Source organism: [Limnothrix rosea] IAM M-220 (assembly GCF_001904615.1).
Lineage (GTDB): Bacteria > Cyanobacteriota > Cyanobacteriia > Cyanobacteriales > MRBY01 > MRBY01.
Map to the genome: position 1 here is coordinate 54754 of NZ_MRBY01000016.1, position 23272 is coordinate 78025.

24 protein-coding genes are annotated in these 23272 nt (G+C 44.3%); 14 read left to right on the forward strand and 10 right to left on the reverse strand.

The features are described 5' to 3' along the window. Positions 1-640: 640 nt before the first annotated feature. Complete coding sequence (gene pgr5, locus NIES208_RS08710) at positions 641-838, reverse strand: cyclic electron transport protein PGR5 (protein ID WP_075891788.1); 198 nt, start codon at positions 836-838, stop codon at positions 641-643. 69 nt (positions 839-907) lie between these two features. Then, positions 908-1132, reverse strand: a complete 225-nt coding sequence (locus NIES208_RS08715) for a chlorophyll a/b-binding protein (RefSeq protein WP_075891790.1) — start codon at positions 1130-1132, stop codon at positions 908-910. Positions 1133-1424: 292 nt separating this feature from the next. On the opposite strand from NIES208_RS08715, the gene NIES208_RS08720 reads away from it, so the two are divergent. After that, on the forward strand, positions 1425-2921 hold the full coding sequence (locus NIES208_RS08720) for a bifunctional metallophosphatase/5'-nucleotidase (protein WP_075891792.1): 1497 nt from the start codon (positions 1425-1427) through the stop codon (positions 2919-2921). Positions 2922-2941: 20 nt separating this feature from the next. On the opposite strand, the gene NIES208_RS08725 is transcribed toward NIES208_RS08720, so the two are convergent. Together NIES208_RS08725 and NIES208_RS08730 are read right to left on the reverse strand one after the other, a co-directional pair. Then, entirely contained in the window at positions 2942-3547 is a 606-nt protein-coding gene (locus NIES208_RS08725; RefSeq protein ID WP_075891794.1) for a Uma2 family endonuclease, read from the reverse strand. Positions 3548-3640: 93 nt separating this feature from the next. Further along, positions 3641-3892, reverse strand: a complete 252-nt coding sequence (locus tag NIES208_RS08730) for a CRR7 family NDH-1 assembly protein (RefSeq protein ID WP_075891796.1) — start codon at positions 3890-3892, stop codon at positions 3641-3643. A gap of 49 nt (positions 3893-3941) precedes the next feature. Here NIES208_RS08730 and NIES208_RS08735 point away from each other — a divergent pair, with 49 nt between their 5' ends. The 4 genes from NIES208_RS08735 (at position 3942) to NIES208_RS08750 (ending at position 6976) form a co-directional block, all read left to right on the forward strand. After that, the gene (locus tag NIES208_RS08735) at positions 3942-5372 is read left to right on the forward strand and encodes a protein adenylyltransferase SelO (RefSeq protein ID WP_075891798.1); all 1431 of its coding nucleotides are present in this window, start codon (positions 3942-3944) and stop codon (positions 5370-5372) included. 89 nt (positions 5373-5461) lie between these two features. Next, positions 5462-5644, forward strand: coding sequence for a PCP reductase family protein (locus tag NIES208_RS08740; protein WP_075891800.1), 183 nt, complete (start codon positions 5462-5464; stop codon positions 5642-5644). 124 nt (positions 5645-5768) lie between these two features. Further along, positions 5769-6314: a YHS domain-containing (seleno)protein gene (locus tag NIES208_RS08745; RefSeq protein WP_075891802.1), complete on the forward strand. Its 546-nt coding sequence runs from the start codon at positions 5769-5771 to the stop codon at positions 6312-6314. 80 nt (positions 6315-6394) lie between these two features. Then, positions 6395-6976 (forward strand): YHS domain-containing (seleno)protein, encoded by a 582-nt coding sequence (locus NIES208_RS08750; protein ID WP_075891804.1) that lies wholly within the window; start codon positions 6395-6397, stop codon positions 6974-6976. A gap of 144 nt (positions 6977-7120) precedes the next feature. Here NIES208_RS08750 and NIES208_RS08755 read toward each other — a convergent pair whose 3' ends face one another. Next, positions 7121-8695, reverse strand: a complete 1575-nt coding sequence (locus tag NIES208_RS08755; protein WP_075891806.1) for a CHAT domain-containing protein — start codon at positions 8693-8695, stop codon at positions 7121-7123. Positions 8696-8939: 244 nt separating this feature from the next. Between NIES208_RS08755 and groL the strand changes: the two genes are divergently transcribed. After that, positions 8940-10616, forward strand: a complete 1677-nt coding sequence (gene groL / locus NIES208_RS08760; protein ID WP_075891808.1) for a chaperonin GroEL — start codon at positions 8940-8942, stop codon at positions 10614-10616. Positions 10617-10763: 147 nt separating this feature from the next. Continuing rightward, positions 10764-11711: a 4-(cytidine 5'-diphospho)-2-C-methyl-D-erythritol kinase gene (ispE, locus tag NIES208_RS08765; RefSeq protein WP_075891810.1), complete on the forward strand. Its 948-nt coding sequence runs from the start codon at positions 10764-10766 to the stop codon at positions 11709-11711. Between the two features lie 30 nt (positions 11712-11741). On the opposite strand, the gene dcm is transcribed toward ispE, so the two are convergent. Genes dcm through NIES208_RS08780 form a run of 3 tightly spaced genes read right to left on the reverse strand, consistent with a single transcriptional unit; the run spans position 11742 to position 15854 of the window. Next, positions 11742-13085, reverse strand: a complete 1344-nt coding sequence (gene dcm, locus NIES208_RS08770) for a DNA cytosine methyltransferase (RefSeq protein WP_075891812.1) — start codon at positions 13083-13085, stop codon at positions 11742-11744. A gap of 37 nt (positions 13086-13122) precedes the next feature. Beyond that, a complete protein-coding gene (locus tag NIES208_RS08775) occupies positions 13123-13878 on the reverse strand; it encodes an Eco47II family restriction endonuclease (RefSeq protein ID WP_075891814.1) in 756 nt (251 codons plus the stop codon). A gap of 5 nt (positions 13879-13883) precedes the next feature. Next, complete coding sequence (locus tag NIES208_RS08780) at positions 13884-15854, reverse strand: NAD(P)/FAD-dependent oxidoreductase (protein ID WP_075891838.1); 1971 nt, start codon at positions 15852-15854, stop codon at positions 13884-13886. A 172-nt stretch (positions 15855-16026) separates the two neighbouring features. Here NIES208_RS08780 and NIES208_RS08785 point away from each other — a divergent pair, with 172 nt between their 5' ends. Both NIES208_RS08785 and psbM read left to right on the forward strand, forming a co-directional pair. Continuing rightward, positions 16027-16347, forward strand: a complete 321-nt coding sequence (locus NIES208_RS08785) for a 2Fe-2S iron-sulfur cluster-binding protein (RefSeq protein ID WP_075891816.1) — start codon at positions 16027-16029, stop codon at positions 16345-16347. 143 nt (positions 16348-16490) lie between these two features. Beyond that, entirely contained in the window at positions 16491-16595 is a 105-nt protein-coding gene (gene psbM / locus NIES208_RS08790; protein ID WP_012307751.1) for a photosystem II reaction center protein PsbM, read from the forward strand. A 339-nt stretch (positions 16596-16934) separates the two neighbouring features. Here psbM and cax read toward each other — a convergent pair whose 3' ends face one another. Next, positions 16935-18038: a calcium/proton exchanger gene (gene cax, locus NIES208_RS08795; protein WP_075891818.1), complete on the reverse strand. Its 1104-nt coding sequence runs from the start codon at positions 18036-18038 to the stop codon at positions 16935-16937. Positions 18039-18343: 305 nt separating this feature from the next. Between cax and NIES208_RS08800 the strand changes: the two genes are divergently transcribed. From NIES208_RS08800 to NIES208_RS19660, 3 genes are all read left to right on the forward strand, one after another. Continuing rightward, positions 18344-19525 carry an RtcB family protein gene (locus NIES208_RS08800; RefSeq protein ID WP_075891820.1) on the forward strand — a complete coding sequence of 394 codons (1182 nt, stop codon included), beginning with the start codon at positions 18344-18346 and terminating at the stop codon, positions 19523-19525. 476 nt (positions 19526-20001) lie between these two features. Beyond that, positions 20002-20736, forward strand: a complete 735-nt coding sequence (locus NIES208_RS08805; RefSeq protein WP_075891822.1) for a PTPA-CTERM sorting domain-containing protein — start codon at positions 20002-20004, stop codon at positions 20734-20736. A gap of 74 nt (positions 20737-20810) precedes the next feature. Next, positions 20811-20936 carry a hypothetical protein gene (locus NIES208_RS19660; protein WP_282956367.1) on the forward strand — a complete coding sequence of 42 codons (126 nt, stop codon included), beginning with the start codon at positions 20811-20813 and terminating at the stop codon, positions 20934-20936. A gap of 31 nt (positions 20937-20967) precedes the next feature. Here the strand turns inward: NIES208_RS19660 and NIES208_RS08810 are convergent, their stop codons facing one another. Continuing rightward, a complete protein-coding gene (locus tag NIES208_RS08810) occupies positions 20968-21303 on the reverse strand; it encodes a LexA family protein (protein ID WP_075891824.1) in 336 nt (111 codons plus the stop codon). A 168-nt stretch (positions 21304-21471) separates the two neighbouring features. On the opposite strand from NIES208_RS08810, the gene NIES208_RS08815 reads away from it, so the two are divergent. Together NIES208_RS08815 and NIES208_RS08820 are read left to right on the forward strand one after the other, a co-directional pair. Continuing rightward, positions 21472-21882 (forward strand): SWIM zinc finger family protein, encoded by a 411-nt coding sequence (locus NIES208_RS08815; protein ID WP_075891826.1) that lies wholly within the window; start codon positions 21472-21474, stop codon positions 21880-21882. Positions 21883-22088: 206 nt separating this feature from the next. Then, complete coding sequence (locus NIES208_RS08820) at positions 22089-23192, forward strand: TIGR03790 family protein (protein ID WP_075891828.1); 1104 nt, start codon at positions 22089-22091, stop codon at positions 23190-23192. The last annotated feature ends 80 nt before the right edge of the window (positions 23193-23272 follow it).

Below are 23272 nucleotides of genomic sequence, written 5' to 3' on the forward strand. Positions count from 1 at the left end.
GTAATTTATCAATTGGCCTTCTCGGTAATTTGGCGTAATTTAAAATCGATTTCTTTAAGATAAAAATATAGTTAGTTTAGGAACTTTTTTCGAAAGAAATATTTGCTTAATCGTTGTTTTGTACAAGAATTTATTCTTTTTAACGCAAAAAACCTCCGATAAAAAGTGGAGGTTCTCTATTTTATAATTGTTGTCTAACTAAGCTCTATGATAAAAAGCTTTTGTGATCTTGTAAAAAGAAATAAATCAAAAGATTTTGCCTTCTTCTCTGGCTAATAATGATGAGCTGCGCTTAACAGATATCATCACCATGTCAAATAAAGAGACTAAAATCTTTTGTTGTTGGAGAAAGAAAAGTTACTCGTCTCTATAGTTACTCGTCTCTATGTATTTAATTATTCGACCATAGCAAAAAAAAGAAAGTGACTTCATCAACCTTGTTCTATGAACTTTATCAGTAACGAAACTCGTTGATATTACAGTCTTCACCGGATCTATGTGGCGATCGCCAGTGATGTACATCACAAAAAAATCCCCAACACGCGGCACAGCGACATTGGGGACTGGAGTCAATTTTGTTGTTGAGAGGAGAGGAAATTTACAAGTTGAAAACTAAAAATCGTCAATTAAAATCGCAGATTTAAGCCATAAAACCAAGCTGCTTACCATTGTTACGGGCAAGGCGAATAAGATTTTGACGCTCTTTAGAGTCAATACCAATGAAGTTACAGAAATTGGAGATTACCTTGCAGTGTAGACCAATGGCTTTACCTCGAATTTGGTTGAAACGGCTGTTACCCATGAGTTGGCGTAATCCGACGACTAAAGATGCAAACATATTTTTATCCTCGCTATGGCTTAAATACTTCGAAAAAATTGGGGATTTAGAATCCCGAAATCTTGGAATTTAGAGTTGGAACAGGAGGTTGATGAGAGTGTCGCCACCAATGAGCTCGGTTGCAATCATGGCAACGAAACCAACCATGGCCAAACGACCATTGAGTTTTTCGGCATACTTCGTCCAACCGGCTGTGTTCTCTGCATCTACATAAACGGTAGGCTCGAGGGCAAAGGTGTTTGTGTAACCGTCATCAGTGGCGATGAATCCTTGTTGTGCGTATCGGCTAGTCATGGGTTGTTTCCTGTGTGTTGTCTATGTAAACCAATATAACAAATTATTACAAATTATTACAGTGATTGTGACTTGAATATTCTGTGATCAAGATCACATGTTGTTTTCAGGAGCTTTTAAAGTGCTTAATCTCCTTTTGTTAAAGGGTTCTTGGGTTTTCTGTGGATGCTTGTGATTTTTTGCTTGGGTGTCACTGTTAAAGGGCTCTTTTTGTCAAGTGATGTTACAGGGTGTATGTCTCTACCTCAGAAAATAGGATGATCAAGACGCTAAATTAAAAAATACCGGTGTTATGGTGCGTTGGAGTTTTGGGCTGAGTCAAGCTGCTGTTCTGCCTCTCATTGTTTTTGGATGGCTTGTTGGTGTCCCCCAGGGTGTGGCGGAGGAAATTCGGTTTCAGATTTTGCAGATGAATGATGTTTACGAAATTTCAACGTTAGCTGGTGGGACTGAGGCGGGACTGGCGCGAGTGGCGACCATCCGGAAAGATTTATTGGTGGAGAATGAAAATACTTTGACGGTGATGGCGGGAGATTTTTTTAGTCCTTCGGCTCTTGGTACGGCAAAGGTAGGGGGCGATCGCCTAGCGGGTCAGCAGATGGTCGGGGTGTTGAATGCCATGGGTCTAGATTTAGCGACCTTTGGGAATCACGAGTTTGATATTACAGAAGCACAATTTCGCGATCGCCTAGCGGAGTCACGCTTTCAATGGCTTTCGGGAAATGTGCGAGATGTGGCGGGAGAAAGGTGGAATAATGTGCCGGACTATGTGATTAGAACCATTGAAGGGGAAACAGGGGAAACTATTCGAGTCGGTTTTGTGGGTACGACGATACCGAGTAACCCGGCTTCCTATGTGTCTTATCTTGATCCGATAGAGAAAATGAAAGCGGATGTAGCGGCGATTAAAGATGAAACTGATGTGATTGTCGCTCTCACACATTTAGCTTTGGCAGAGGATCAATATCTTGCGGAAAATATTCCTGAAATTGACATTATCTTAGGGGGGCATGAGCACGAAAATATTCAGCAATGGCGCGGCAAAGATTTTACGCCGATTTTTAAAGCGGATGCTAATGCTCGCACGGTCTATATCCATAGGCTAAGCTATGACACCGACACAGATGAGCTAATCATTAATTCCCACATTAAACCTGTCACTGAGGCGATCGCCCTTGATCCAGACACCGCAAAAGTGGTGGACTATTGGGAGCAGAGAGCATTTGAAGGATTTCGGGCAAGTGGTTTTGACCCGGGGGCGATCATTGCCAACAGTACTGTGGCCTTAGATGGTTTAGAGAGTTCAGTGCGTAATGGTCAGACTGGACTGACAAACTTGATTGCTGATGCGGTTTTCAGTGTTGGGGAAAATGTCGATTTATCTATATTTAACAGCGGCTCGATTCGCATTGATGATGTGTTACCGCCGGGCATTATCACGCAATATGATGTGATTCGGGTGCTGCCCTTTGGGGGCGATATTGTCACCGTCGAAATGTCTGGGGCACTCCTCGAACGGGTTCTCAATCAAGGTTTAGCCAATCGTGGTTCTGGCGGTTTTTTACAGACAGCAGGCGTTTCCCAAGATCCTGATACTCAAAACTGGCTGATCGGCGATCGCCCCCTCGATATTTCGCAAACTTATCGCGTTGCCACTGTAGAATTTCTGATTTCGGGTAAAGAAACAGGCTTAGATTTTCTAAATACTGATAATCCAGAACTTACTTTAGTTTCAGAACAAGGCGATATTCGCTTTGCCCTAATCGATCAATTAACGAAGCTAAATTAATTAGCCTTAGCCGCAGAGCTTCACCAAATTTTTGCCATGGATAACTGAAAGTTTGGTAATTCTGGATCACCATTTACAACATCAGGATTTTCAAGGATTTGTGGTGTTTGATTGGGACGATAGATGTGCACTGTCTTGTTGCGGCGATCAATCAGCCAACCTAAAGAAACGCCATTTTCCAGATACTCTTCCATCTTGGCTTGTAGACCTTTGAGAGTGTCGCTTTTTGACCGTAGCTCCATCACAAAATCTGGACAGACTGGCGCAAAAGAGGCTTTTTCTTCTTCTGACAATGCATCCCATTTCTCCTGCTTCATCCACGACGCATCCGGCGATCGCATTGCCCCATTCGGCAAGGTGAATCCAGCACTAGAATCAAATCCTAATCCTGTACCATCCTGCTCACTCCAAACCCATAAATAAGCAGCTAAGTTAAAGTTGCGATTGCCAATATCCGCAAGCGCCGGGGGCATGACAATCACTTCTCCTGTGGCAGTACGTTCAATACGTAGATCGCGGTTAGCAAGGCAAAAGTCATAAAACTCTTCGCGACTCATCGGTTTACTAGCAGGCAGCGAAACAGTTAGAGGCATAGTTTCGTGCTGAATTCGTAGCGTTGTCGTCATCGTAAACCTACCCGATTGAAGACTTTCTTTTATTTTAGTGGCGATCGCCCGCTAGTCCTGCTCTACACCGATGGAGTTACCAGACCCAACCGATTACTTTTCAAAGCGAACTGCATACCACTGCAAAAAACCGTCGGGAATTTCTAGCTCACAATAATCTTCAAGGAGTTTTGTAATTTGAGCGTCGGTCGATAAAGTTGCGAGTTCAGAAGGCAAAAGGTCGGGCTGTTTCGTAAATAAATCCCTAAAAAACTGTCGAATTTCGTCTGACTCCATGATCTGTTCGGGTTGGTCGTGACGGAGAACCACATAACCATCCTCTTGGTACATAATCGGATCTGGCATAATACTCCTTAATCTTTTGTGCGAATTTGACTCTTCAAATTTTAAGTGAATGCCTCCCCTTAGTGAGCTAACTCAAAATCCGCTGGCCTGTCTCCCCTACGAAAATGCTTTTGCCAGTCTTGGTGATGAGTATTCTGATGTGGTGGAGGGGGCAAGTTTTCCGCGCTACGATTTACGGTTTCGCAATGATCAGGTTTTGGAACAGTTAGGGCTTGAGGTAAATCAAGTTGAAGATCAAGATTTTATTGAGGTATTTGGTCAATTTCGAGTGCCCCATGCTTTGCGGGCGATGCGCTACCACGGCTATCAATTTGGCGAATACAATCCGGATTTAGGGGATGGTCGCGGTTTCCTCCTCGGTCAGGTGCGATCGCCGGACGGACTTCTTTATGATTTCGGCACGAAAGGTTCGGGTCGGACTCCCTATTCTCGTAATGCCGACGGCAGATTAACCCTAAAAGGCGGTGTGCGGGAAGTTTTGGCGGCGGAAGCTTTACATCAGTTGGGCGTAAATACGTCTCGCTGTGTGAGCTTAATTGAAACGGGAGAATCTTTGTGGCGGGGTGATGAACCTTCCCCGACGCGCTCTTCGGTAATGGTGCGGTTCCAGCGATCGCACATTCGCTTTGGCACATTTGAGCGGCTCTATTTTTTGCAAAAGCCAGAGCTGATTGAGAAACTTTTAGACCACGTTATTGAATATTACTATCCGGAATATTTTGGGGATGCTGATGCCAAGGCATTATTTTACGCAGACTTGGTGAAACGGGTGGCACGGCTGGCAGCGCAGTGGATGGCGGCTGGTTTTTGCCATGCGGTGCTGAATACCGACAATATGGCGATTACGGGGGAAAGTTTTGATTATGGTCCTTACGCTTTTATTCCCACCTATGACCGCAAGTTTACGGCGGCCTATTTTGATTACAGCGGTCGTTATAGCTATGCCAACCAGCCCACGATTTGTCGTATAAATCTCGAAGTGTTGCAGCGTCCCCTCGCGATGGTGATGGATAAGCAAGATTTGGCAGCAGGTCTTGCCGCTTATGACAAGGAATATGAATATGCCTATCGTGAACTGATGCTGAAAAAATTAGGCTTTGAATCTCTCCCGGCAGAACAGGGTCAAGAACTTTTAGATGTCACGATTAAGCTTCTCGCAGAAACCCAAACGGCTTACCACGACTTTTTCTATCAGCTAGCGGCGCAGTTTAACCATGCATGGCGATCGCACCCCGAAACGATTTTGGAAAATAGTGATTTATCCTCAGCAGTTCTAGAGAAATGGCGCAAGCTTTATCAAGGGGCTTTGCAAACGATTTCTGCAAGTGATTTTGAGACGGTGGGCGATCGCCTCACCCAGACCAACCCAAAGACAGCATTATTACGCCCGGTGATTGAAGCGATTTGGGAACCGATTGTGGCAGAAGATAATTGGCAACCTTTTAACGACTTGGTTAAAACCATTCAACAACGCGGTTAAATCCGAAAATCAAGTATTTTGGTTGGGCATTTTTACTCAAAAACTCGGTACAGTATCAAATAATTTCGTGATTAGATTGGAGCAAAACAATGGAATGGACTGACGACGCGAAGACTTTATTTAAGAAAATCCCTTTTTTCGTAAGACCTTTCGCCAAAAAGAAGATCGAAAAACTGGCGCAGGAGATGGGAGCCACGGTGATAGACGAAGAGATTTATGTACAAGCCAAGGCGAAATTTAACGACCCGAAAAAGTCTGGCGAGCTGAAATAAGCAAACTCGTATAATTTTTTCAGCTAAACTCGAAAATTTCTTACGGAACTCTCAGGAAAGGCTTAGGGGAGTAATGGTTTTGGTTTCCATAATGAAATTGTTGAAGTTCATTTCTCCTCACACCATGCAAATTTCTGCTCTTAAATCTCTTTCCCTCGCTGCTGTTTTAAGTTTGGGGGCGATCGCCGGATTTTCCCACCAAGTAGACAGCAAACCCGCGCCTACCCACGAAATCGTTGCCGCTAAAGCCGACAAAGTCGTCCGTGCCAACAAGCTCAATAGCAATAACACCACATTTATCAACAAACAATCTAACGGTGTCGCCATTAAAGGCACAGATCCTGTTGCTTACTTCACTCAGGGTAAACCCGTAAGAGGCAGTGCAAGCTTCACCCACCGTTGGAACGGCGCAACTTGGCATTTCTCCAGCGCCGCTAACCGTAATCTTTTTGCTTCTAACCCCACAAAATACGCACCTCAGTATGGTGGCTACTGCGCATGGGCTATTAGTGAAGGCTACACCGCTGATATCAATCCTAACGCTTGGAAAATTGTCGACGGCAAACTCTATTTAAATGTCAGCCAAGGTATTCAACGCCGCTGGGAACGCGATATCCCCGGTCATATTTCTAAGGCAAATCTCAACTGGCCTCGCATTTCTGGTCGTTAATGATTGCCACCAACTACTAGGCAAATTGATTTTGTTTCAATGTCATTTCCTTTAGATATATCCTTTTTTTTGCTGCTGCTATGAAAATCTCTCCGAAAAAAACAGTGGTTCTCGGCGTTCTTTTAACCATGGGAATCTTGGGCGGTTGCACCACTGCCACCCAAAATGAAGTCAGCACAACCTCTGAAACGACGACTTCTGAAACAACGACTCCTGAAACAACCAGCGCTACGACAACAGCAGACGAAACGACAACCGAGTCAAGCACAGACGCTGTTGCCAGCTTTATTAACAAACAAAATGATGTAGCCATCAAAGGCACTGATCCGGTGGCTTACTTTACGGAAAGTCAGGTGGTTGAAGGGTCGGAAGAGTTTGCCTACGAGTGGAATGGTGCGACATGGCATTTCGCTAGCGCTGAAAATAGGGATCTCTTTAGTGCCAATCCAGAGGAATATGCGCCGCAATATGGTGGTTACTGTGCCTGGGCAGCGGCTCAAGGCTATGTGGCAGATATTGATCCGACGGCTTGGAGTATTGTCGATGGTCGTCTCTATCTAAACTTTGATGCGGGAGTGCAGAGACGTTGGGAAAAGGATATTCCCGGTTTTATCGCTGATGCGGATGAGAAGTGGCCGGATATCGTTGCAGAAAATTCCTAAGTTTTTGCCTCTACTGGCTAAATAAAAAATTAGCTTAGGGATTTATGCAAGTGTTCATTGTTGTTGCTTTACCTCTACACCAACTTTTATCGGTTGTTGTAGGGGTCTTTTTTTGTAGAGAAGCAGGCGATCGCCGCTGCAGGCTTAGATATTTAAATCAGAATTATTGATCGATGAGGATTCATCGCGATTTGAATTAAAGGAAAATGCTAAGGTTTCGCCTTGTTCGCTACCGAGTCGAATGTAACTATTGGACGGCAAAAAAATCTCTTCTTGGTGAATGGTTTGCCAGTCTTGATTCGGCAGACCAACTAATGTACCAAAACGGGAGCGATCGCGGAGAAAAAAGCCTTCATCGCGTTGGATAATCTCGGCATGTTCTTTACTGACCCAAGGTTCTTCAATGGTGACATCATTCTCTGAGCGACGACCAATACGAATTAATTTACTGCTAAATTTCCATTCCCGATCAGGATTATCGCAAGAACTCAGGGTGAATTTTTGGGTGGCAATGGGTTTGGGTAAACGTGTGGGTAACTCGGTAATAGAGGACAATTTTGAGAGGATTTGCCCGTTAAATTCTGGGTGCATGTAGAGAATGGGCAATGTCCAAGCAGGAGAATTGAACTTAAATTGCGTCAATAGGGCTTGGCGGGCGATCGCCACGGATTCGTCTATGGGTTTGTGGTCACAGAGAGCTTGACTGAGGCTGGTGATCAAGGCCATTGCCTCATCGTCGCTAATGGGGTCGCGCATCGCTAAAACCGACGGTAATCCATGGTGAATTAATACTTCAGTTAGGCTACTGGCGGCGATCGCCCGATGATTTTGCTGGAAACATTTTGCCCCCCAACAAGAGTTAAATACAGCCAAGCGAATCCCGCTGCGAGTCAAGATTTGGGCGAGTTCTTTGCCGTTGAGAGCTTCAGTTTCACTCAGGAAAATTTTGCCGCCATCCGCTGCCGGTTCACCGTGACCACTATAAAAAAAGAGCTGATAATTTCTTTTCGTGAGAGCGTCAGCCAGTTCCGTTGAGGTGGGTTGAATGAGGATGTCGCCCTGCACTTTCCCAAAACTTTTCTTCTGCCAAATAGCCTGTAACCGCTTCGCTTCATTTTCTAAATCTAGACTTGTATTCCCATTTTCCGGCGTACCCAAAACCAACAAAATATTTAGCGATCGCCCAGTGGTTTGCAGTTGCAAAGGAGAAACATCACCGATTGTGCGACTGAAAAAAATCTGCGGATTGAGAGACACAGCTTGCTTCCCCATTTCTGGCTGCATAATCTCCCAAGGCAACGGCAACAAATTCGGATCGCGCATGTCTAATCGCAACCGTAACGACGATTTTTGCCCTAACGCTATGCCCTCAGCTCGCGCAAAACTTTCGGCGATCGCCTTTTGAAACAGCCATTGCCACATCTGCACACCGAGCCCCTGCATCAAGCGCGCACTCATAGACATTTCTGACCCAGGCAATAACGCCACCGGTTTGATTGCCCTTGTAATGGGATAATGGGGCGTTTGGTGGGGCGTAAAAATCTCCTGCCACGCCAGCCAGACGCTACTCAACTCTTCATCCCACAGCACATCTTCCTTCTCAACACCCCGCACAAAAGGCGTTGCCGCTGCCCAAATCACAAAATGATGCTCTTCCGGCGAATTATTGAGGCGATCGCACACCACTTGTAAAGAAGGAAGTTCAGCAGCTTTAGTCATCGACAATTTGAGCAAGTAAGTATTTCTAGTTTATGTCGTTTTAGAGGACTACTTCCCCCCGTGGTGTACATCGGATAGTCCCATGACCTAGATAACCGCCCAAAAAAACATCAATCCTGACCAAACACTCGACAAAAATCACCCCGAAGGAGGTTCGGGAATTCCTACAAGACAACAATTAGCAGTCGCCCCCTTTGAGTGCTAAATTTGCTAGTGAAGTTAACTCCTATAACTCAGAAATTTTATGTCTAAGATTGTCTCTTTTAAGGACGAATCCAGACGGTCTCTCGAAGCGGGTATTAATGCGCTCGCTGATGCCGTCAAAATTACATTAGGTCCTAAGGGTCGTAACGTATTACTGGAGAAGTCTTACGGCGCTCCCCAAATTGTTAATGACGGTATTACTGTCGCGAAGGAAATCGAGCTTTCAGATCCCCTCAAAAATACTGGTGCTCGTCTCATCCGTGAAGTCGCGGCAAAGACAAATGACAGTGCGGGTGATGGTACAACGACTGCGACTGTAATGGCTCAGGCTTTGATCCATGAAGGTCTCAAAAATGTTACGGCTGGTGCGAATCCCATCGCCCTCCGTCGTGGTATTGATGCTGCGGTGAAATTCCTCGTCGAAGAGATTGCCAATATTGCTAAGCCTGTGGAAGGTGAGGCGATCGCCCAGGTTGCGGCGGTATCTGCGGGCAACGACGATGAAGTCGGCAACATGATTTCCCAGGCGATGGAGAAAGTGACTAAAGACGGTGTGATTACCGTTGAAGAGTCTAAGTCCCTCGCAACAGAGCTTGATGTTGTCGAAGGTATGCAGCTCGACCGTGGCTACATGTCTCCCTATTTCGTCACTGACCAAGAGCGTCAAATTGTTGAGTTTGAAAACCCCCTCATCCTCATCACTGACAAGAAAATCTCGGCGATCGCCGACCTCGTCCCTGTCCTCGAAAAGGTTGCCCGTTCCAGCCAGCCTCTCCTAATCATTGCAGAGGACATCGAAGGTGAAGCTCTCGCAACTCTTGTTGTGAACAAAGCTCGTGGTGTGCTTAATGCTGCGGCAATTAAAGCACCTAGCTTCGGCGATCGCCGTAAGCAAATGCTTCAAGATATTGCAGTTCTTACCGGTGGCCGCGTCATTTCCGAGGAAGTCGGTCTAAACCTCGAAACCGTTGAGCTGGAAATGCTCGGTTCCGCTGAAAAGATTACCCTCACAAAAGAAACGACTACTGTTGTTTCCGGCGGCGGCTCTAAGAGCGATATCGACGCTCGCGTGGTGCAAATCCGTAAGCAGTTGGCTGAGACTGACTCTGAGTACGATGCTGAGAAACTCCAAGAGCGTATTGCGAAGCTCGCTGGTGGTGTTGCGGTAATCAAAGTTGGTGCAGCAACAGAGACCGAACTGAAAGATCGCAAACTCCGCATTGAAGATGCGCTTAATGCAACTAAGGCAGCCGTGGACGAAGGTATCGTTCCCGGCGGCGGTACTACTCTCATTCACCTTGCTGGCAAGCTCGCAAGCGTTGAAGCCTCTCTCACTGATGCTGAGGAAAAACTCGGTGTGAGTATTGTTGCCCGTGCCCTCGAAGCGCCCCTCCGCCAACTTGCGGATAATGCCGGTGCGGAAGGTTCCGTTGTTGTTGAGCATGTTCGTGAAAGTGATATGAACATCGGCTTTAACGCTGCAACTGGTGAGTATGTCGATATGATTGCGGCGGGTATTATTGACCCTGCTAAGGTTGTTCGTTCTGTACTCCAGAATGCTGGTTCTATTGCCGGAATGGTGATTACAACTGAAGCGCTTGTTGTCGAAAAGCCTGAACCTGAAGCTGCTGCACCCGACATGGGTGGCATGGGCGGCATGGGCGGCGGCATGCCCGGTATGGGCGGCATGGGAATGCCCGGCATGGGAATGATGTAATCCCCTCTTGACTCCAAAAATAAGATTGAGTTTTTAAAGCATCCTGCGGGGTGCTTTTTTCTTGACGAAGAATAATTGCTGAGAAGCGTTCCCAAATGAGGGGCAAAAACGGATAATGGTGGGCGGTTTACTGCTTGGTGATGTGTGATGTCCGGCTACCTTTTGACTGCTCCTGCGAAGATTAATCTCTACCTCGAAATTTTGGGCGATCGCCCTGATGGTTTCCATGAGCTAGTGATGGTGATGCAAACAATTGCCTTGAGCGATCGCATTGAAGTCAGTTCCCACCGTGGCAAGGGCATCAACCTCTATTGCAAACAGCCCCTAGTACCCCTAGACGAACGCAACATTGCCTACCGCGCAGCGCAGTTAATGATGGCGCGTTTTCCCCATGCCTATGAAGAATTTGGCGGCGTTGATATTACGATTGAGAAAAATATTCCAGTGGCCGCAGGCTTGGCTGGCGGGTCGGGTAATGGCGCAGCAGTTTTGGTGGGCTTAAATCTACTCTGGCAGCTGGGTCTTACTCAACCGGACTTGCGTATCTTGGCGGCGGAGCTGGGTTCCGATGTGCCATTTTGTATTGGCGGTGGCACGGCGATCGCCACAGGACGCGGTGAAATCCTTGACCCATTACCGGATCTCGATGGCATTCCCATTGTCCTCGCCAAATATAGCAATATCGCCGTTTCAACTCCTTGGGCCTATCAGACCTACCGTGCCCAATTTGAGGATGGCTATCTCCGTGATGACGAAAGCTGGCAAGATCGGATGACACAAATCCATTCCGGTGGCCTAATTCAAGCAATTCAAACTAAAAATATCCAGGCGATCGCCGCCGAACTCCACAACGATTTAGAAAAAGTTGTTTTACCCGCATTTCCTCAAGTTCAAACCTTAAGAGATTGCTTCGCTAAACATGGGGCGATCGGCACAATGATGTCCGGTTCTGGGCCAAGCGTCTTTGCCATTTGCGAGTCCGTTGAACAGGCCAATCAACTCAAAACATCTGTCTCCACCGAGCTTAATAGCCCTGATCTAGATTTGTGGGTTACCCAAATTTCATGTCATGGCATCCAAGCTGCAACTCTCTAATGATGAAGACTGATCACCCTAAGTAGAGTTTTAGAAAGTTAGCTCTAATTGTTTACATGTAGGTGTTTTTGTTTTCGCAGAATTTTTCTGTTCCGACAATGTCTGCATACTAACTGGATGTTCAATTTCATTCAATAATCTGACAAGTGATCGCCCAACAGCATAAGCTAAATTAACAGGCACCGCATTCCCGATTTGTCGATACTGAGAAGAGATTGAACCAATAAATTTCCACTCATCAGGAAAAGTTTGGATTCTTGCATATTCACGAACGGTAAGCGGTCGAGTTTCTTGTGGATGACACCTTTCCGTTTGCTTTTGAGCTGGTGCACAAGTCAAGGTCAAACTTGGTTCATCCCACGCCAATCTTCTTGCTATACCTGTTTTACCACCACCTAAAAAATAGCTTTTTTTCATATACTCACGCTGTAAATGATCCGGTAAATCTCGCCAATAACCACCTTCTGGAACATGGGACAAAATTTCTGCTTTACGTTGAGAATAAGTTTGTCCTACGGACTCAGAAACTTCACTAGAGTAGAGAGAGCCACCCTTTAGTGCATCCCTCACAGTCATTAATTTGTAGTAAGGATCTGGCCATTTAAACTGGGTAACAGAGCCTAAATCTTTACGTATAGCAATGAGGAATAACCTTTCTCGCTTTTGCGGTACTTTGTAGAAAATAGCTTTCAATACACGTGGTTCTATAAGTTCGTAACCTAACTCTTGAATAACATTTTTAATTGTAGATAAAGTCTTACCATCATCATGCTTGAGAAGACCAGCAACGTTTTCAGCAAGAAAAATTTTAGGATTTATTTCACGCACAGCTCGTGCAAACTCAAAAAACAAGGTTCCTCTGGTATCTTCAAATCCTAATTTCTTACCTGCATAGGAAAACGCTTGACAAGGAAAACCTCCAGAAAGGATATCAACTTTGTTTTTATAATCGAAGAAATCAACTTGAGAAATATCATCCTCAATAACATTCCAGCTTGGTCGATTATGTCTGAGAGTTTTACAAGCATTTTTATCAATTTCATTAAAAAGTATTCCATTAAATCCAGCTTTCTCCAAACCAATTGCTAATCCTCCAGCACCAGCAAAAAGCTCTACTGATTGATATGCCCGACAGGGTTTAATTGCTAATTCTTGGTTCCATTGACTACTTAAAAGCTGCTGAAAAACATCAAAATATTTTAAATGTTCAATATGATACTGAGGCATTCCTTTACGTTGGCTTTCATACTGATCTGGGATCAGTTTTCCACTACGATGCCATTTGCTCAAAGTGCATTTTGAAATCCCTAAAATATCAGCTACTTGTGCTGCTGAATAATATTCATAGACTGGATTATGGAACGTTTTATTCACAAATTTAGAAGAACAAGTTTTCAATGAAATCAAAGTTTTATTCGGGCTTAATATGGAAGCTGTCGAAACCTTGATATTTCTCAAATGCCATCATATATAAGCTAGTCAAAAAATCATCGGAAATATCAGATAACTCTTCTAAAACAGTGTTTGTAATGGCATTGAGAATATCAAGACTTACTACAGCGTCGTGAATAATACGTGGCAAATTAGCACAGAGCTTCTGATATGCCATTGCGTCCCCTGTCACTATTGTATAAAACTGATCTATCGATACACGGCAAATATTAGGATGTTGGGTCTGCTGTCCATCCAAAGAGATAATCCAAGGAACATTTTGGCTATTTTTAGCAATAACTTCTACTAAAAAACACAGTGATTGATTATTTTTAAGGAGTTGAGCTTGCATTCTCATATATGTTTTTTGAGATGAAGATGAATTCATTGTATTATGCTTATTTTTAATCTCCGCAAATATACATTTCTTTTTGTTAACAACATCGAAGCCTTGCTTAGGAACTTCCCAATCTGGAGAAATATGCTGAAATAAATTCTGATGAAAATAGCCAATATGGTTTGAGTTGGATTTATCAATCTGCCTCATACATTCCGTCAAGATAATATCTTCGATACTTTTTCCGTAAATTTCGGCATCGAAAGTCAACTTAATTGGATCAATTAAATTTTTGTTGAATTCTTTGAGGCTTATAGAAAATCTATATTTTTGGACTGTCTTTTTGACATGTTCAAAGATCATATCGTCATCAATGAAACCCAAGTTATAGTTATCCATGTTATTTACGTACCTGTTTGCAGGCGGTATCTCAGACTCAACAATGTTAACCAAAGACTAGGGTATTTTTTCTCTAGCCAATCTTGGGAATTATCGAGAAATTGCGGTAACCAACCCATAATTAAAAAGCTCAAAATCGCATCAAAAGTGAACGCGAGATAAGCGCCAACCCAACGAATAAAGTCTTTTGCACCGGCCATTTCCCAAATCCATGTGAGCAGTAATGGGTTTTGACGCGCCGCGACGATCGCCAATTTATTAAACACGAGCCAACTGGTGCGGTCTTTAATAAAGGTCTCGGCAATTTCTGGGGGGGAATCGGCCAATAGCCCAAAGAAGGTATTGAGCATCGCATTAACGCGTTGGGGCGGCAAATTGCTATGGGTCGGCACCATCATCCCCTTCGAAAATAGCCAAGTGACGGCGATATTGCTTTGGTAGGCTCGAATTTTATTGAGGTTTTTGGTGTCGAGTAGGTCTTGTTTTAGGGCAATGTCTAGAAGTGTGGTCAGGCGGTCGAGATTACGCACTAGTGAACCAAAACCTGTAAAGACGAGGGGAGATTGCAAAGAAGCGGCATCACCGATCGCCAACAGCCGATCAAAAGCCACCGTGCGATCGCCGGATCCGACATTAAAATAACCGGGAATATAGCCAAAAGTCGCCTTTTCAAAGGTCAGCTCATCCATGTCGCAACGACGGTACTCCGGCAAAATATTAAAGAAATCCTCGTACATTTCCAAGAGAGAACCAGGATTATCAGGATGTGCTTCATGGTAGTGAAATAAATAGATAGTGAACTCATCGTCCTTACCAGGAAACAGTTCCCAAATCAGCTGTCTGCCCCGGGAAATATCGCCATGGGAATTGAGCACATCGCCATAATCCGCGTCCCATACCTCTTTATCAAAACCTTTAATGACTCCGCCCACTGTCGGACAAATGCTATCAAAAGGGCGACCTTTATTCAGCTGTGCTGCAATTGGTGACGCTGTGCCCATCGCATCCATTACAAGACGAGATTGGGCAATTTTTTCTGCGCCAGACTTGATATTTTTCGTGAAAACTTTAGCTTGTTTCGCGCCAATATCAGCACGCACAAATTCTGTTTCATCCCAAATTTCACCGCCCGCTGCTAATAGTTTTTCGCCGCATTTTTCTAGGAGCAATTCCGAGGCGATCGCCACATTAAGAACCGTGGGAGTGTAAAGAATATTTGCCTTGAGACTTGGAGGATTATTACCATCAAAAAACTTACTAAAGCCATTTTTATATTCCCGGGCAATCAGCTCTTCAATTTCAGCTTCATCAAATAAACCGAGATTAATCAGACTTTGCAGCTCACTACGGGAAATATTCCACTCCCGATTCATCCGCCCAAAAGGCAACCGCTCAATCAATAAAACCTTATAGCCCAGCCGTGCCATCACAGCTGCATGGATCACCCCTAGCGCCCCACCAACATAAACCAGATCAAAACTTGGCAAACGATCATCCGGTTCACTAGCCTGCTCAAAAATGACCCGCTTCGGTTCCTGCGGATTTTTTACCGTTTCACGCCACCGCTTTTCCCACCAATAGGCACGCTGGAGGTCAAATTCTCCCTGGGGAAATTTCTGGAAATATTCAACAGTCTTGGGATAATCAGCTTGCAACACCTCGAAAATTGATTGATCCTCGATCAGCTCCGGTGGCGCAGGATAACGATTTGGAAAGACGACGCGAATATCTTGCTCTAACTGCCGACAAAGATTTTTTACACCAGACGGGCGATCGCCCCAAGCAAAAACCTTGAGATAAGTCGTTCGCTGTACCGACCAAGTAAAAATCGATAACCGCTTACCCCCAATATCCAACACAACACCATCAGGCGTCATCACTTTGTCACCATCAGTTGGCTGCCATGCATTCTGTAGCCATTCACAAACCTTCTCAATTTGGGGCGTAGGGACTTCGATGTATAACAGTTCTTCCATGAAAATTGCAGCAAAAAAGGTTGACAATCCACTCTGGAAAACAATCATACCCGCTTTGTTCAGAGAAAACTGGCCATTCCCCCCTAAACTTAGAACAGAGCTTGCAAAATTTCTTATAAAAACTTTACTTTGTTAAAATAAAATTGCGACCAGCGTTCTAATGGGAGAATTCATGTCAGACATCACCTTTGTACAGGAAAACGAAGAAAACAAAATTGTCATCGCATCCAACGGCTCCAACCTTAGGGAAAAGGCACTACAAAATGGCGTAGATTTGTACACCTTCGGTGCAAAGCTAATGAACTGCGGTGGCGTTGGTCAATGTGCTACCTGTATGGTCGAAGTCATCGAGGGAATGGAAAACCTATCACCAAAGAGCGCCTTCGAAGAACGTCGCCTCAAAAAACGCCCCGACAATTACCGCCTTGCCTGCCAGACAGTTGTGAATGGCAAAGTCGTCGTCAAAACAAAACCCAAGCGCAAAAAGAAATAGACTCCACCCAAAAACTCATTAAGGGACAGTACTCTATCGAATGGCTGGTTATTTGGCCTAGTCGCCGATTTAGACAACCCAAATGAGCCATAAATGATATTCTTGATGTAACTTGATTTAGCTCCGAGAGAGGCGATTTTTCAATGCAAGTAAATGATCTTGGCTTTATTGCAACGATTCTATTTGTTCTTGTGCCGACAGTTTTCTTGTTGATCCTCTATATCCAGACCAACAAAACTGCTTCTTAAAAAATAATCTGTTTAAAACTTTTTATATTCAGGCCGGAGGTGAGTACAGTGATGTATCCACCTTCTTTTATTGGCAATTTTCTCACACAATATCGTCATTTTATATCATTAAAGCCATCAAAGTTAAGACAGATGATAGACTTTAAAGCCTTATCCTGTAAGGGTTTAGACTGTTCAACCCTTACCAATCTTGTCCACTAAGACTATAAAAAAGCATCCTTAAGCCTTACTCGAAATACCTATAAAAAAAATCCCCTTGCTCACCATAAGCAAAAGGATTGTAAAGCCTGAAATGAAATCAAGCCGAAGTATTTGTGCGTGAAAATTAAACCAATAAAGTTAAGCTAAGCCTGCCACTTCCGGGTGGAAGAAAAAAGCTAAGCTCAGCACTGCATAGGTTGCGAGTAATAAACTGCCCTCAAGCCAGTTCGAGTTGCCATCCGAGCTAATAGAGTTGGCAATTAAAACAGCGACAGCGACTGCCACAAGTTCAAAGGGATTGAAATTCAGATCCATCGGCTGACCCATAACCCAGCCTGCAATCACGAGGACGGGTGCGACAAATAACGCAATTTGCAAACTAGAACCAACTGCTACAGATACAGATAAATCCATTTTGTTTTTTAGCGCCACAGTAACCGCTGTTGCATGTTCAGCTGCGTTACCAATAATGGGCAATAAAATTACACCGGTAAAGAGGGAACTCAAGCCCAGACTGGAAGTGGCTTCTTCGAGGGTTCCAACTAGTAGTTCTGATTCCACTGCTACGGCAAGGGTTACAACGAGTAAGATACCAACCCAAAACCAAAGGTTGACTTTTTCTTTTGTTTCTTCTGCCGTGTCACCTTCTTCTTCAACTTCAGCCACACCAACATCGTAGAGGTATGAGTGGGTTTTCATGGAAAAAAGTAATGTCAAACCATAAACGCCGATGAGGACGATCGCCACTGCTACAGAAAGATTTTGTAAGGTCGCTTCGCCAATACCGGTGGAGGTATATTCTACTGCTGTTGGAATCAAAATTGCGATAACGGCAAGGTTCATGGACGATGCATTAAGGCGCGCGGCGGTGGGCTGGAAGTCTTGCTCTTTAAATTTTAGGCCGCCTAATAACATAGCCAAACCCATGACAAGGAGTAGGTTACTCATAATTGAGCCGGTAATGGTTGCTTTAACAACTTCTACAAGACCGGACTTGAGGGCAATAAATGCCAGGATTAATTCAGTTGCGTTACCAAAGGTTGCATTGAGTAATCCGCCGAGGTTGGGGCCAACGACAACGGCAATTTCTTCGGTTGCTTCGCCCATAAAGGCAGCAAGGGGAATGATCGCTAGGGCTGCGGTGCAGAAAACAGTAACGGGATTCCATCCCAAATATTCCCCAGCAATTGAGATGGGGATAAAGACTAGCAAAGCTAGAAAAAAGGTGTTTTTGTTCAGCATAAGGAGGTATGAGTTTCGCTAGTGACCAATATAGATGCGATGCTCAGATTCGTAATTATTTCTGGTATTTAGTCTCCATCATCGTTACTGATTGCCCTAGGGTCGTCAAGCTAAATCTGGCAGATCTTTGATGACAGGTTAATGGGGCTACGGCTCTATACATCGCGGCGATCGCCCCTTACCATGCAGTCCCCGCAGTCCCCACGAAAAAAGCAATCATCTTAATTAATTAATTAACTAACTTTTTTATTGACATCCTTAAAAATCAAATGTAGTATTTTTGTAGCACGAAAGCCTAGAAGACGATGACATATCAACCCATTCCCGCAAAAACCGATAAGCCCGTTTACTCCTGGGCAGGCCATGACCTCGCCTCTGCCGAATTGAAAATGGCAAAAAACGTGGCATCTCTACCATTCGTCTTCAAGCACGTTTCCCTGATGCCAGACGTTCACCTTGGTAAAGGAGCCTTAGTGGGTTCTGTCATTGCCACAAAAGATGCCGTTATCCCCGCCGCTGTTGGTGTGGATATTGGTTGCGGTATGGCCGCTATGCAACTGCCCTTCAAAGCCGAACAACTAGAAGGCAAGCTTAAAAAAATTCGTACTGATATTGAGGCAGCGATTCCCGTAGGATTTAATCAAAACAAAGATGTCGATAAAACCGTCACCAACTGGCAAGGTTGGCATAGCTTTAAAGATCTCCATAAAGGCGTTAAAAATCTTGAAGGTAAAGCCCTTAAACAAATGGGTTCCCTTGGTGGCGGTAACCATTTCATCGAAGTTTGTTTAGACGAAAATGAAAACGTTTGGTTGATGCTACATTCCGGCTCCCGTCACATCGGTAACAAGCTAGCCCAGTGCCACATCGGTACAGCAAAAGAACTTGCTCGCCTGTCTGAAACGAAACTACCAGATCCTGACTTGGCTTATTTCGTCAAAGGGACACCAGAATTTGATGCCTATTGGCGCGATCTACAGTGGTCTCAAAATTACGCTCGTTTTAATCGCGACGTAATGATGGATCGCTTTAAAAAAATCGTCGAAAAACACCTCGCTGGCGGTAAACCAACAAAACCTGTTTTATTCGTCAACTGTCACCACAATTACGCTGAGAAAGAAAACCACTTTGAGGAAGATGTCTATGTCACCCGCAAAGGCGCAGTCCGTGCTCGCCAAAATGATTACGGGATTATTCCCGGTTCTATGGGTGCTAAGTCGTTTATTGTCAAAGGTAAAGGCAATCTCATGAGCTACTGCTCTTGTTCTCACGGTGCTGGTCGTCTGATGTCCCGCACTAAGGCCAAAAAGCAGTTTACTGTTGATGATCTGGTTGAACAGACAAAGGGTGTGGAATGTCGCAAGGATCGTGGCGTGATTGACGAGATTCCCGGTGCATATAAGCCCATCGAGCAGGTGATGCGGCAACAGGATGATCTGGTGGAAATTGTGGCTACTCTTAAGCAGGTTCTTTGTGTCAAAGGCTAAGTTAAGTGCAATTAGAAGATGATAAAAAGCAAGAAAAGTCTCGCTTGTCTTGGTTGAATTAAATTAATGACTACCGAAGTGGTTTCTGCTTCGGTTTTTTTGTAGAGGTAGTGTTCTTCTCTATTTTCAAAATAAGTATTTCAGTGGATATTTCCTAAAATTAAAAGTTTTTTTGGGGTAGATCTGACAAAACTAAAATATTCAGCATTTTGTCGGTTTTATGAAGCATGGATAAAGTTCAAGTGAGCTTGTATCGTCTTTTTTATAAAGATACAAATAAGATGCTGGAATTCGCTATTTTCTGTGTGTAATCACTGAAGATGTCCACTATTTCATGGGCTACAATCGGAGCAAATCAATTAGCAACTAGACCCATTTTTTTTACTTAAATGCAATCTGTATTGAGTAAAGTTGCTAGCTCGGGATTCATCTAACCACACTGAATACGGATTTAAGATCACACTGAAATCATAGAAATGGCAAAGATAATAAAGGGTAAATTTAATCGTTCGTGGCTGCTATCAACGTTGGCGATCGCCGCCTTTGGGATAGTACTTGCGCCTAATCTCGAAGCTTCAGCTAAAGGGAAACCTGACGGTGTAGGCAAGCCTAAAGAACAGAAGACCGAGCACACTTCCAACGACACCGCTACCGGAATCCAATTTTTTGATACAGACACTAAGTGCGACGATGGTAGTTTTGCTGGAACGCTCATTGATGCTGGGGCTTTGGTTTGTGAAGGTGTTTTTTACGGTAATGACTCCAACCAAATTAATGAGAGTACAGAGTTATTTAACCTCACCGGCTGGAAAGAATTGACAAAGATTGATGGTTCTTCCGGCACCAATAATATTGTCACAGTTTCTGAGTTAGAGGATGGCGGCTATTCTTGGGCATTTAAAGAGACTTTCGATTTGTCTACTATCAGTGATCTATTTTTCTCTGTGAAAGGTGGCCCAAGCTTCAGTGCTTATCTTTGGGATGGTGAAACCACAAGTGGAACTTTTAATACCCAAGGTATTGTGAAAGGTAACGGAAAAGGGGGTCCTGGTTTATCTCACCTTAGTTTCTATTACCGAAATGAAACCTATACCAACCCAGATACCACACCTGTCCCGACCCCTGCGGCTCTTTTGCCTGTTCTGACGGGTGTCTTTGGCATGGCGGCAAAGCGTAAGCAAGAGGATCCTACAGAAGATGTCAATGGTTAAAAACATTAAGTAAAGACTGCTCTAAAATGCAAAATTGATTTTTAGTCTCCTCCGTAGTGCCGAGGGGACTATTTTTGTTGCGCTATTTCTGTGATGTCGGAGCAGAGAAAAAAAGACGATCGCCGTCCCTAGAGACTAGAGATGAATTGGCGATCGCCCCACCGTGGCAAATCTATTTGAATGTTTGGGAAGGAATTTAGTGACGTAATGACGGCATTCTAAAACGGTATTTTAAAAATGGCGTACTAAACCTGTGACGATTCCCCAAATATCCAAGTCAATATCTTCTAAAAGCTTTACTGATGTGGCACTGAGACGAACACTGAGATCTTTGTGTTCTTCAATGAGCTGCACTAATGAAAACTGTCCATCGTAAATGGCGATCGCCATCTGATTTGGCCCAATGGCAACAGTGCGGTCAACGATCAGTAAATCCCCTTCGTCTAGCCCTAAAAACTGGCCAGAATCTCCGGCTACAGTGAAAAAAAATGTTTCAGACGGACGGGGAATTAAAGACTGATTGAGATCGAGAGGGTACTGAAGCGGATCAAGAGTGCTGCAAGACATGGTCAACTGTGACACCTGAAAATCTGAACAGTATAATTGTACTATATAAGTTCGTTTTTACTACTTTTTTCTTTTCTCGCCACAAAAGTAGTTCATATTTACTATAATAAAGGTGGCGCTAAAGCTGTTTTAGTGTTGTCTGCTGATATTTCGGGAAGTGAAATACCGATGAGTAATAGCTATTTTTTTTCTGTGCGTGCGGCGGAGCGGATTACAAGTAAGCGTGTTAAGCGGGTGTCTCTGTGGCGGAATGGGGCGGTGTTGGTACATTTTAAAAATGGCAAAATTAATACGATTGATCCGTTAAATTTTCAGCGGGATTTTGTGGATTTTCGCCAGCGTCAGAGTCGCGAAATTTTGCTGAGTCGGATCACGCCTACTTTGTATGCTTGCAAGAGTGCTGCCTATGAAAAGGTTTACTCGGTCGTGATTGAGCCGGAGCGTTTACGGTGTAGCTGTAAGGATTGGGAAATTCAATTAGAGGAAGGATTGCAGCGTCCTTGTTGTAAGCATTGTTATGCGGTGCTGCGGGATTTGGGGTGCAGTAGTTTGCAGGATTATCTAAAGTTGCCTTTTTGATACTGAATATCTATTGGCATAAATCGATTTTTTTTAGGGTATTGGGCGATCGCCTGAGATTATTTTCGGGTCATAGGGAGCGATCGCCTTTTTATCTGACTCAACGAATCAAGAAATTGCCGATTTTGGTGCAAGATAGCTGAATGTTCTTTTATGTTGGAGCAGGTGGGCGATCGCCGCCCTGACAGTAGAAATATTGGGGCACAGTGAAGTATCTACGTCTAGATTTTTTGGGATTTAGCTTAATTGGACTGATTTTGGCCGTCTTGCTGAGTTATCAATGGTTTGTGGTGGAGGAAATTGATAGTTATGACTATCGTTTTACAGCCCAAAACCTTGGTGTAGTGGTGAATCGGGCTGACCCATTAAGTGTGCAAATTGGCCGATATTACCAAACTCAGCGGCAAATTCCAGTGGAAAATATGATCTATGTGGAATTTGAAACGAACCAAGAAAAATTATCCCGGGAAACATTTTCTGGATTACGGCGGCAGATTTACCGCCAAAGCTCTGGGCAAATTCAAGGCTATGCCCTAACTTGGGCGGCTCCCTATCGAGTGGATTGCATGTCTATTACCAGTGCGATCGCCTTCGGTTTTGACGAAAAATATTGCGCTAGCGGTTGTGAGGCAACGGCACCCAATCCATTTTTTAATCGTGATAGTACTCGCCCCTATGGTGACTATCAGGTGCGTCCGACGATGATGATCGCGGCAAAAAATTTTATTGAAGCAAAAGCCCTCATTGACCGTGGCGTAATGGCTGACGGCACATATCCAGAAAAAGCAGCTTATCTATTGAGTACTAGCGACAAAGCCCGCAACGCCCGCGCCCCCAAATTTACCTTTACGCAACAGTTGCTGGGTGCACGCTTTCAGATCAATATGTTGCAACAGGATGGCATTGCCGACCGAGACGATGTGATGTTTTACTTTACGGGAAAAACAAAGGTAAAAGATCTCAATACTTTGACGTTTTTACCGGGGGCGATCGCCGATCATTTAACCTCCTTTGGCGGACAATTAACCAATGAAAACTCAGGACAAATGAGTAGTCTACGCTGGTTAGAAGCTGGCGCGACAGGAAGCTACGGTACGGTCGTTGAACCCTGTAATTTTCCGGCAAAATTTTCTGATCCCAGTCTGGTGATGGAAGCCTATCTCGATGGACGCACTCTCCTCGAAAGCTATTGGCAAAGTGTGTTGTGGCCGGGTCAAGGAGTCTTTATCGGAGAACCACTCGCCCGCCCTTTCGGTGATCAAACACCCAAAAAAGTCCCCCCAATTCAGGAAGATATGGAAAATTTTTGACATCCTCTGGATAGAATCGCCTATTCAACGTGAGTTTTGCTTAAGCATGCTCGGAAGTACGACGCGGTGAATGGGAGAGC

Bases quoted from the DNA above. Each gene is read 5' to 3' on its own strand.
- pgr5 (WP_075891788.1), bottom strand. From the start codon at position 838: ATGTTTGCATCTTTAGTCGTCGGATTACGCCAACTCATGGGTAACAGC.
- NIES208_RS08715 (WP_075891790.1), bottom strand. From the start codon at position 1,132: ATGACTAGCCGATACGCACAACAAGGATTCATCGCCACTGATGACGGT.
- NIES208_RS08720 (WP_075891792.1), top strand. From the start codon at position 1,425: ATGGTGCGTTGGAGTTTTGGGCTGAGTCAAGCTGCTGTTCTGCCTCTC.
- NIES208_RS08725 (WP_075891794.1), bottom strand. From the start codon at position 3,547: ATGACGACAACGCTACGAATTCAGCACGAAACTATGCCTCTAACTGTT.
- NIES208_RS08730 (WP_075891796.1), bottom strand. From the start codon at position 3,892: ATGCCAGATCCGATTATGTACCAAGAGGATGGTTATGTGGTTCTCCGT.
- NIES208_RS08735 (WP_075891798.1), top strand. From the start codon at position 3,942: ATGCCTCCCCTTAGTGAGCTAACTCAAAATCCGCTGGCCTGTCTCCCC.
- NIES208_RS08740 (WP_075891800.1), top strand. From the start codon at position 5,462: ATGGAATGGACTGACGACGCGAAGACTTTATTTAAGAAAATCCCTTTT.
- NIES208_RS08745 (WP_075891802.1), top strand. From the start codon at position 5,769: ATGCAAATTTCTGCTCTTAAATCTCTTTCCCTCGCTGCTGTTTTAAGT.
- NIES208_RS08750 (WP_075891804.1), top strand. From the start codon at position 6,395: ATGAAAATCTCTCCGAAAAAAACAGTGGTTCTCGGCGTTCTTTTAACC.
- NIES208_RS08755 (WP_075891806.1), bottom strand. From the start codon at position 8,695: ATGACTAAAGCTGCTGAACTTCCTTCTTTACAAGTGGTGTGCGATCGC.
- groL (WP_075891808.1), top strand. From the start codon at position 8,940: ATGTCTAAGATTGTCTCTTTTAAGGACGAATCCAGACGGTCTCTCGAA.
- ispE (WP_075891810.1), top strand. From the start codon at position 10,764: ATGTCCGGCTACCTTTTGACTGCTCCTGCGAAGATTAATCTCTACCTC.
- NIES208_RS08775 (WP_075891814.1), bottom strand. From the start codon at position 13,878: ATGGATAACTATAACTTGGGTTTCATTGATGACGATATGATCTTTGAA.
- NIES208_RS08780 (WP_075891838.1), bottom strand. From the start codon at position 15,854: ATGGAAGAACTGTTATACATCGAAGTCCCTACGCCCCAAATTGAGAAG.
- NIES208_RS08785 (WP_075891816.1), top strand. From the start codon at position 16,027: ATGTCAGACATCACCTTTGTACAGGAAAACGAAGAAAACAAAATTGTC.
- psbM (WP_012307751.1), top strand. From the start codon at position 16,491: ATGCAAGTAAATGATCTTGGCTTTATTGCAACGATTCTATTTGTTCTT.
- cax (WP_075891818.1), bottom strand. From the start codon at position 18,038: ATGCTGAACAAAAACACCTTTTTTCTAGCTTTGCTAGTCTTTATCCCC.
- NIES208_RS08800 (WP_075891820.1), top strand. From the start codon at position 18,344: ATGACATATCAACCCATTCCCGCAAAAACCGATAAGCCCGTTTACTCC.
- NIES208_RS08805 (WP_075891822.1), top strand. From the start codon at position 20,002: ATGGCAAAGATAATAAAGGGTAAATTTAATCGTTCGTGGCTGCTATCA.
- NIES208_RS08810 (WP_075891824.1), bottom strand. From the start codon at position 21,303: ATGTCTTGCAGCACTCTTGATCCGCTTCAGTACCCTCTCGATCTCAAT.
- NIES208_RS08815 (WP_075891826.1), top strand. From the start codon at position 21,472: ATGAGTAATAGCTATTTTTTTTCTGTGCGTGCGGCGGAGCGGATTACA.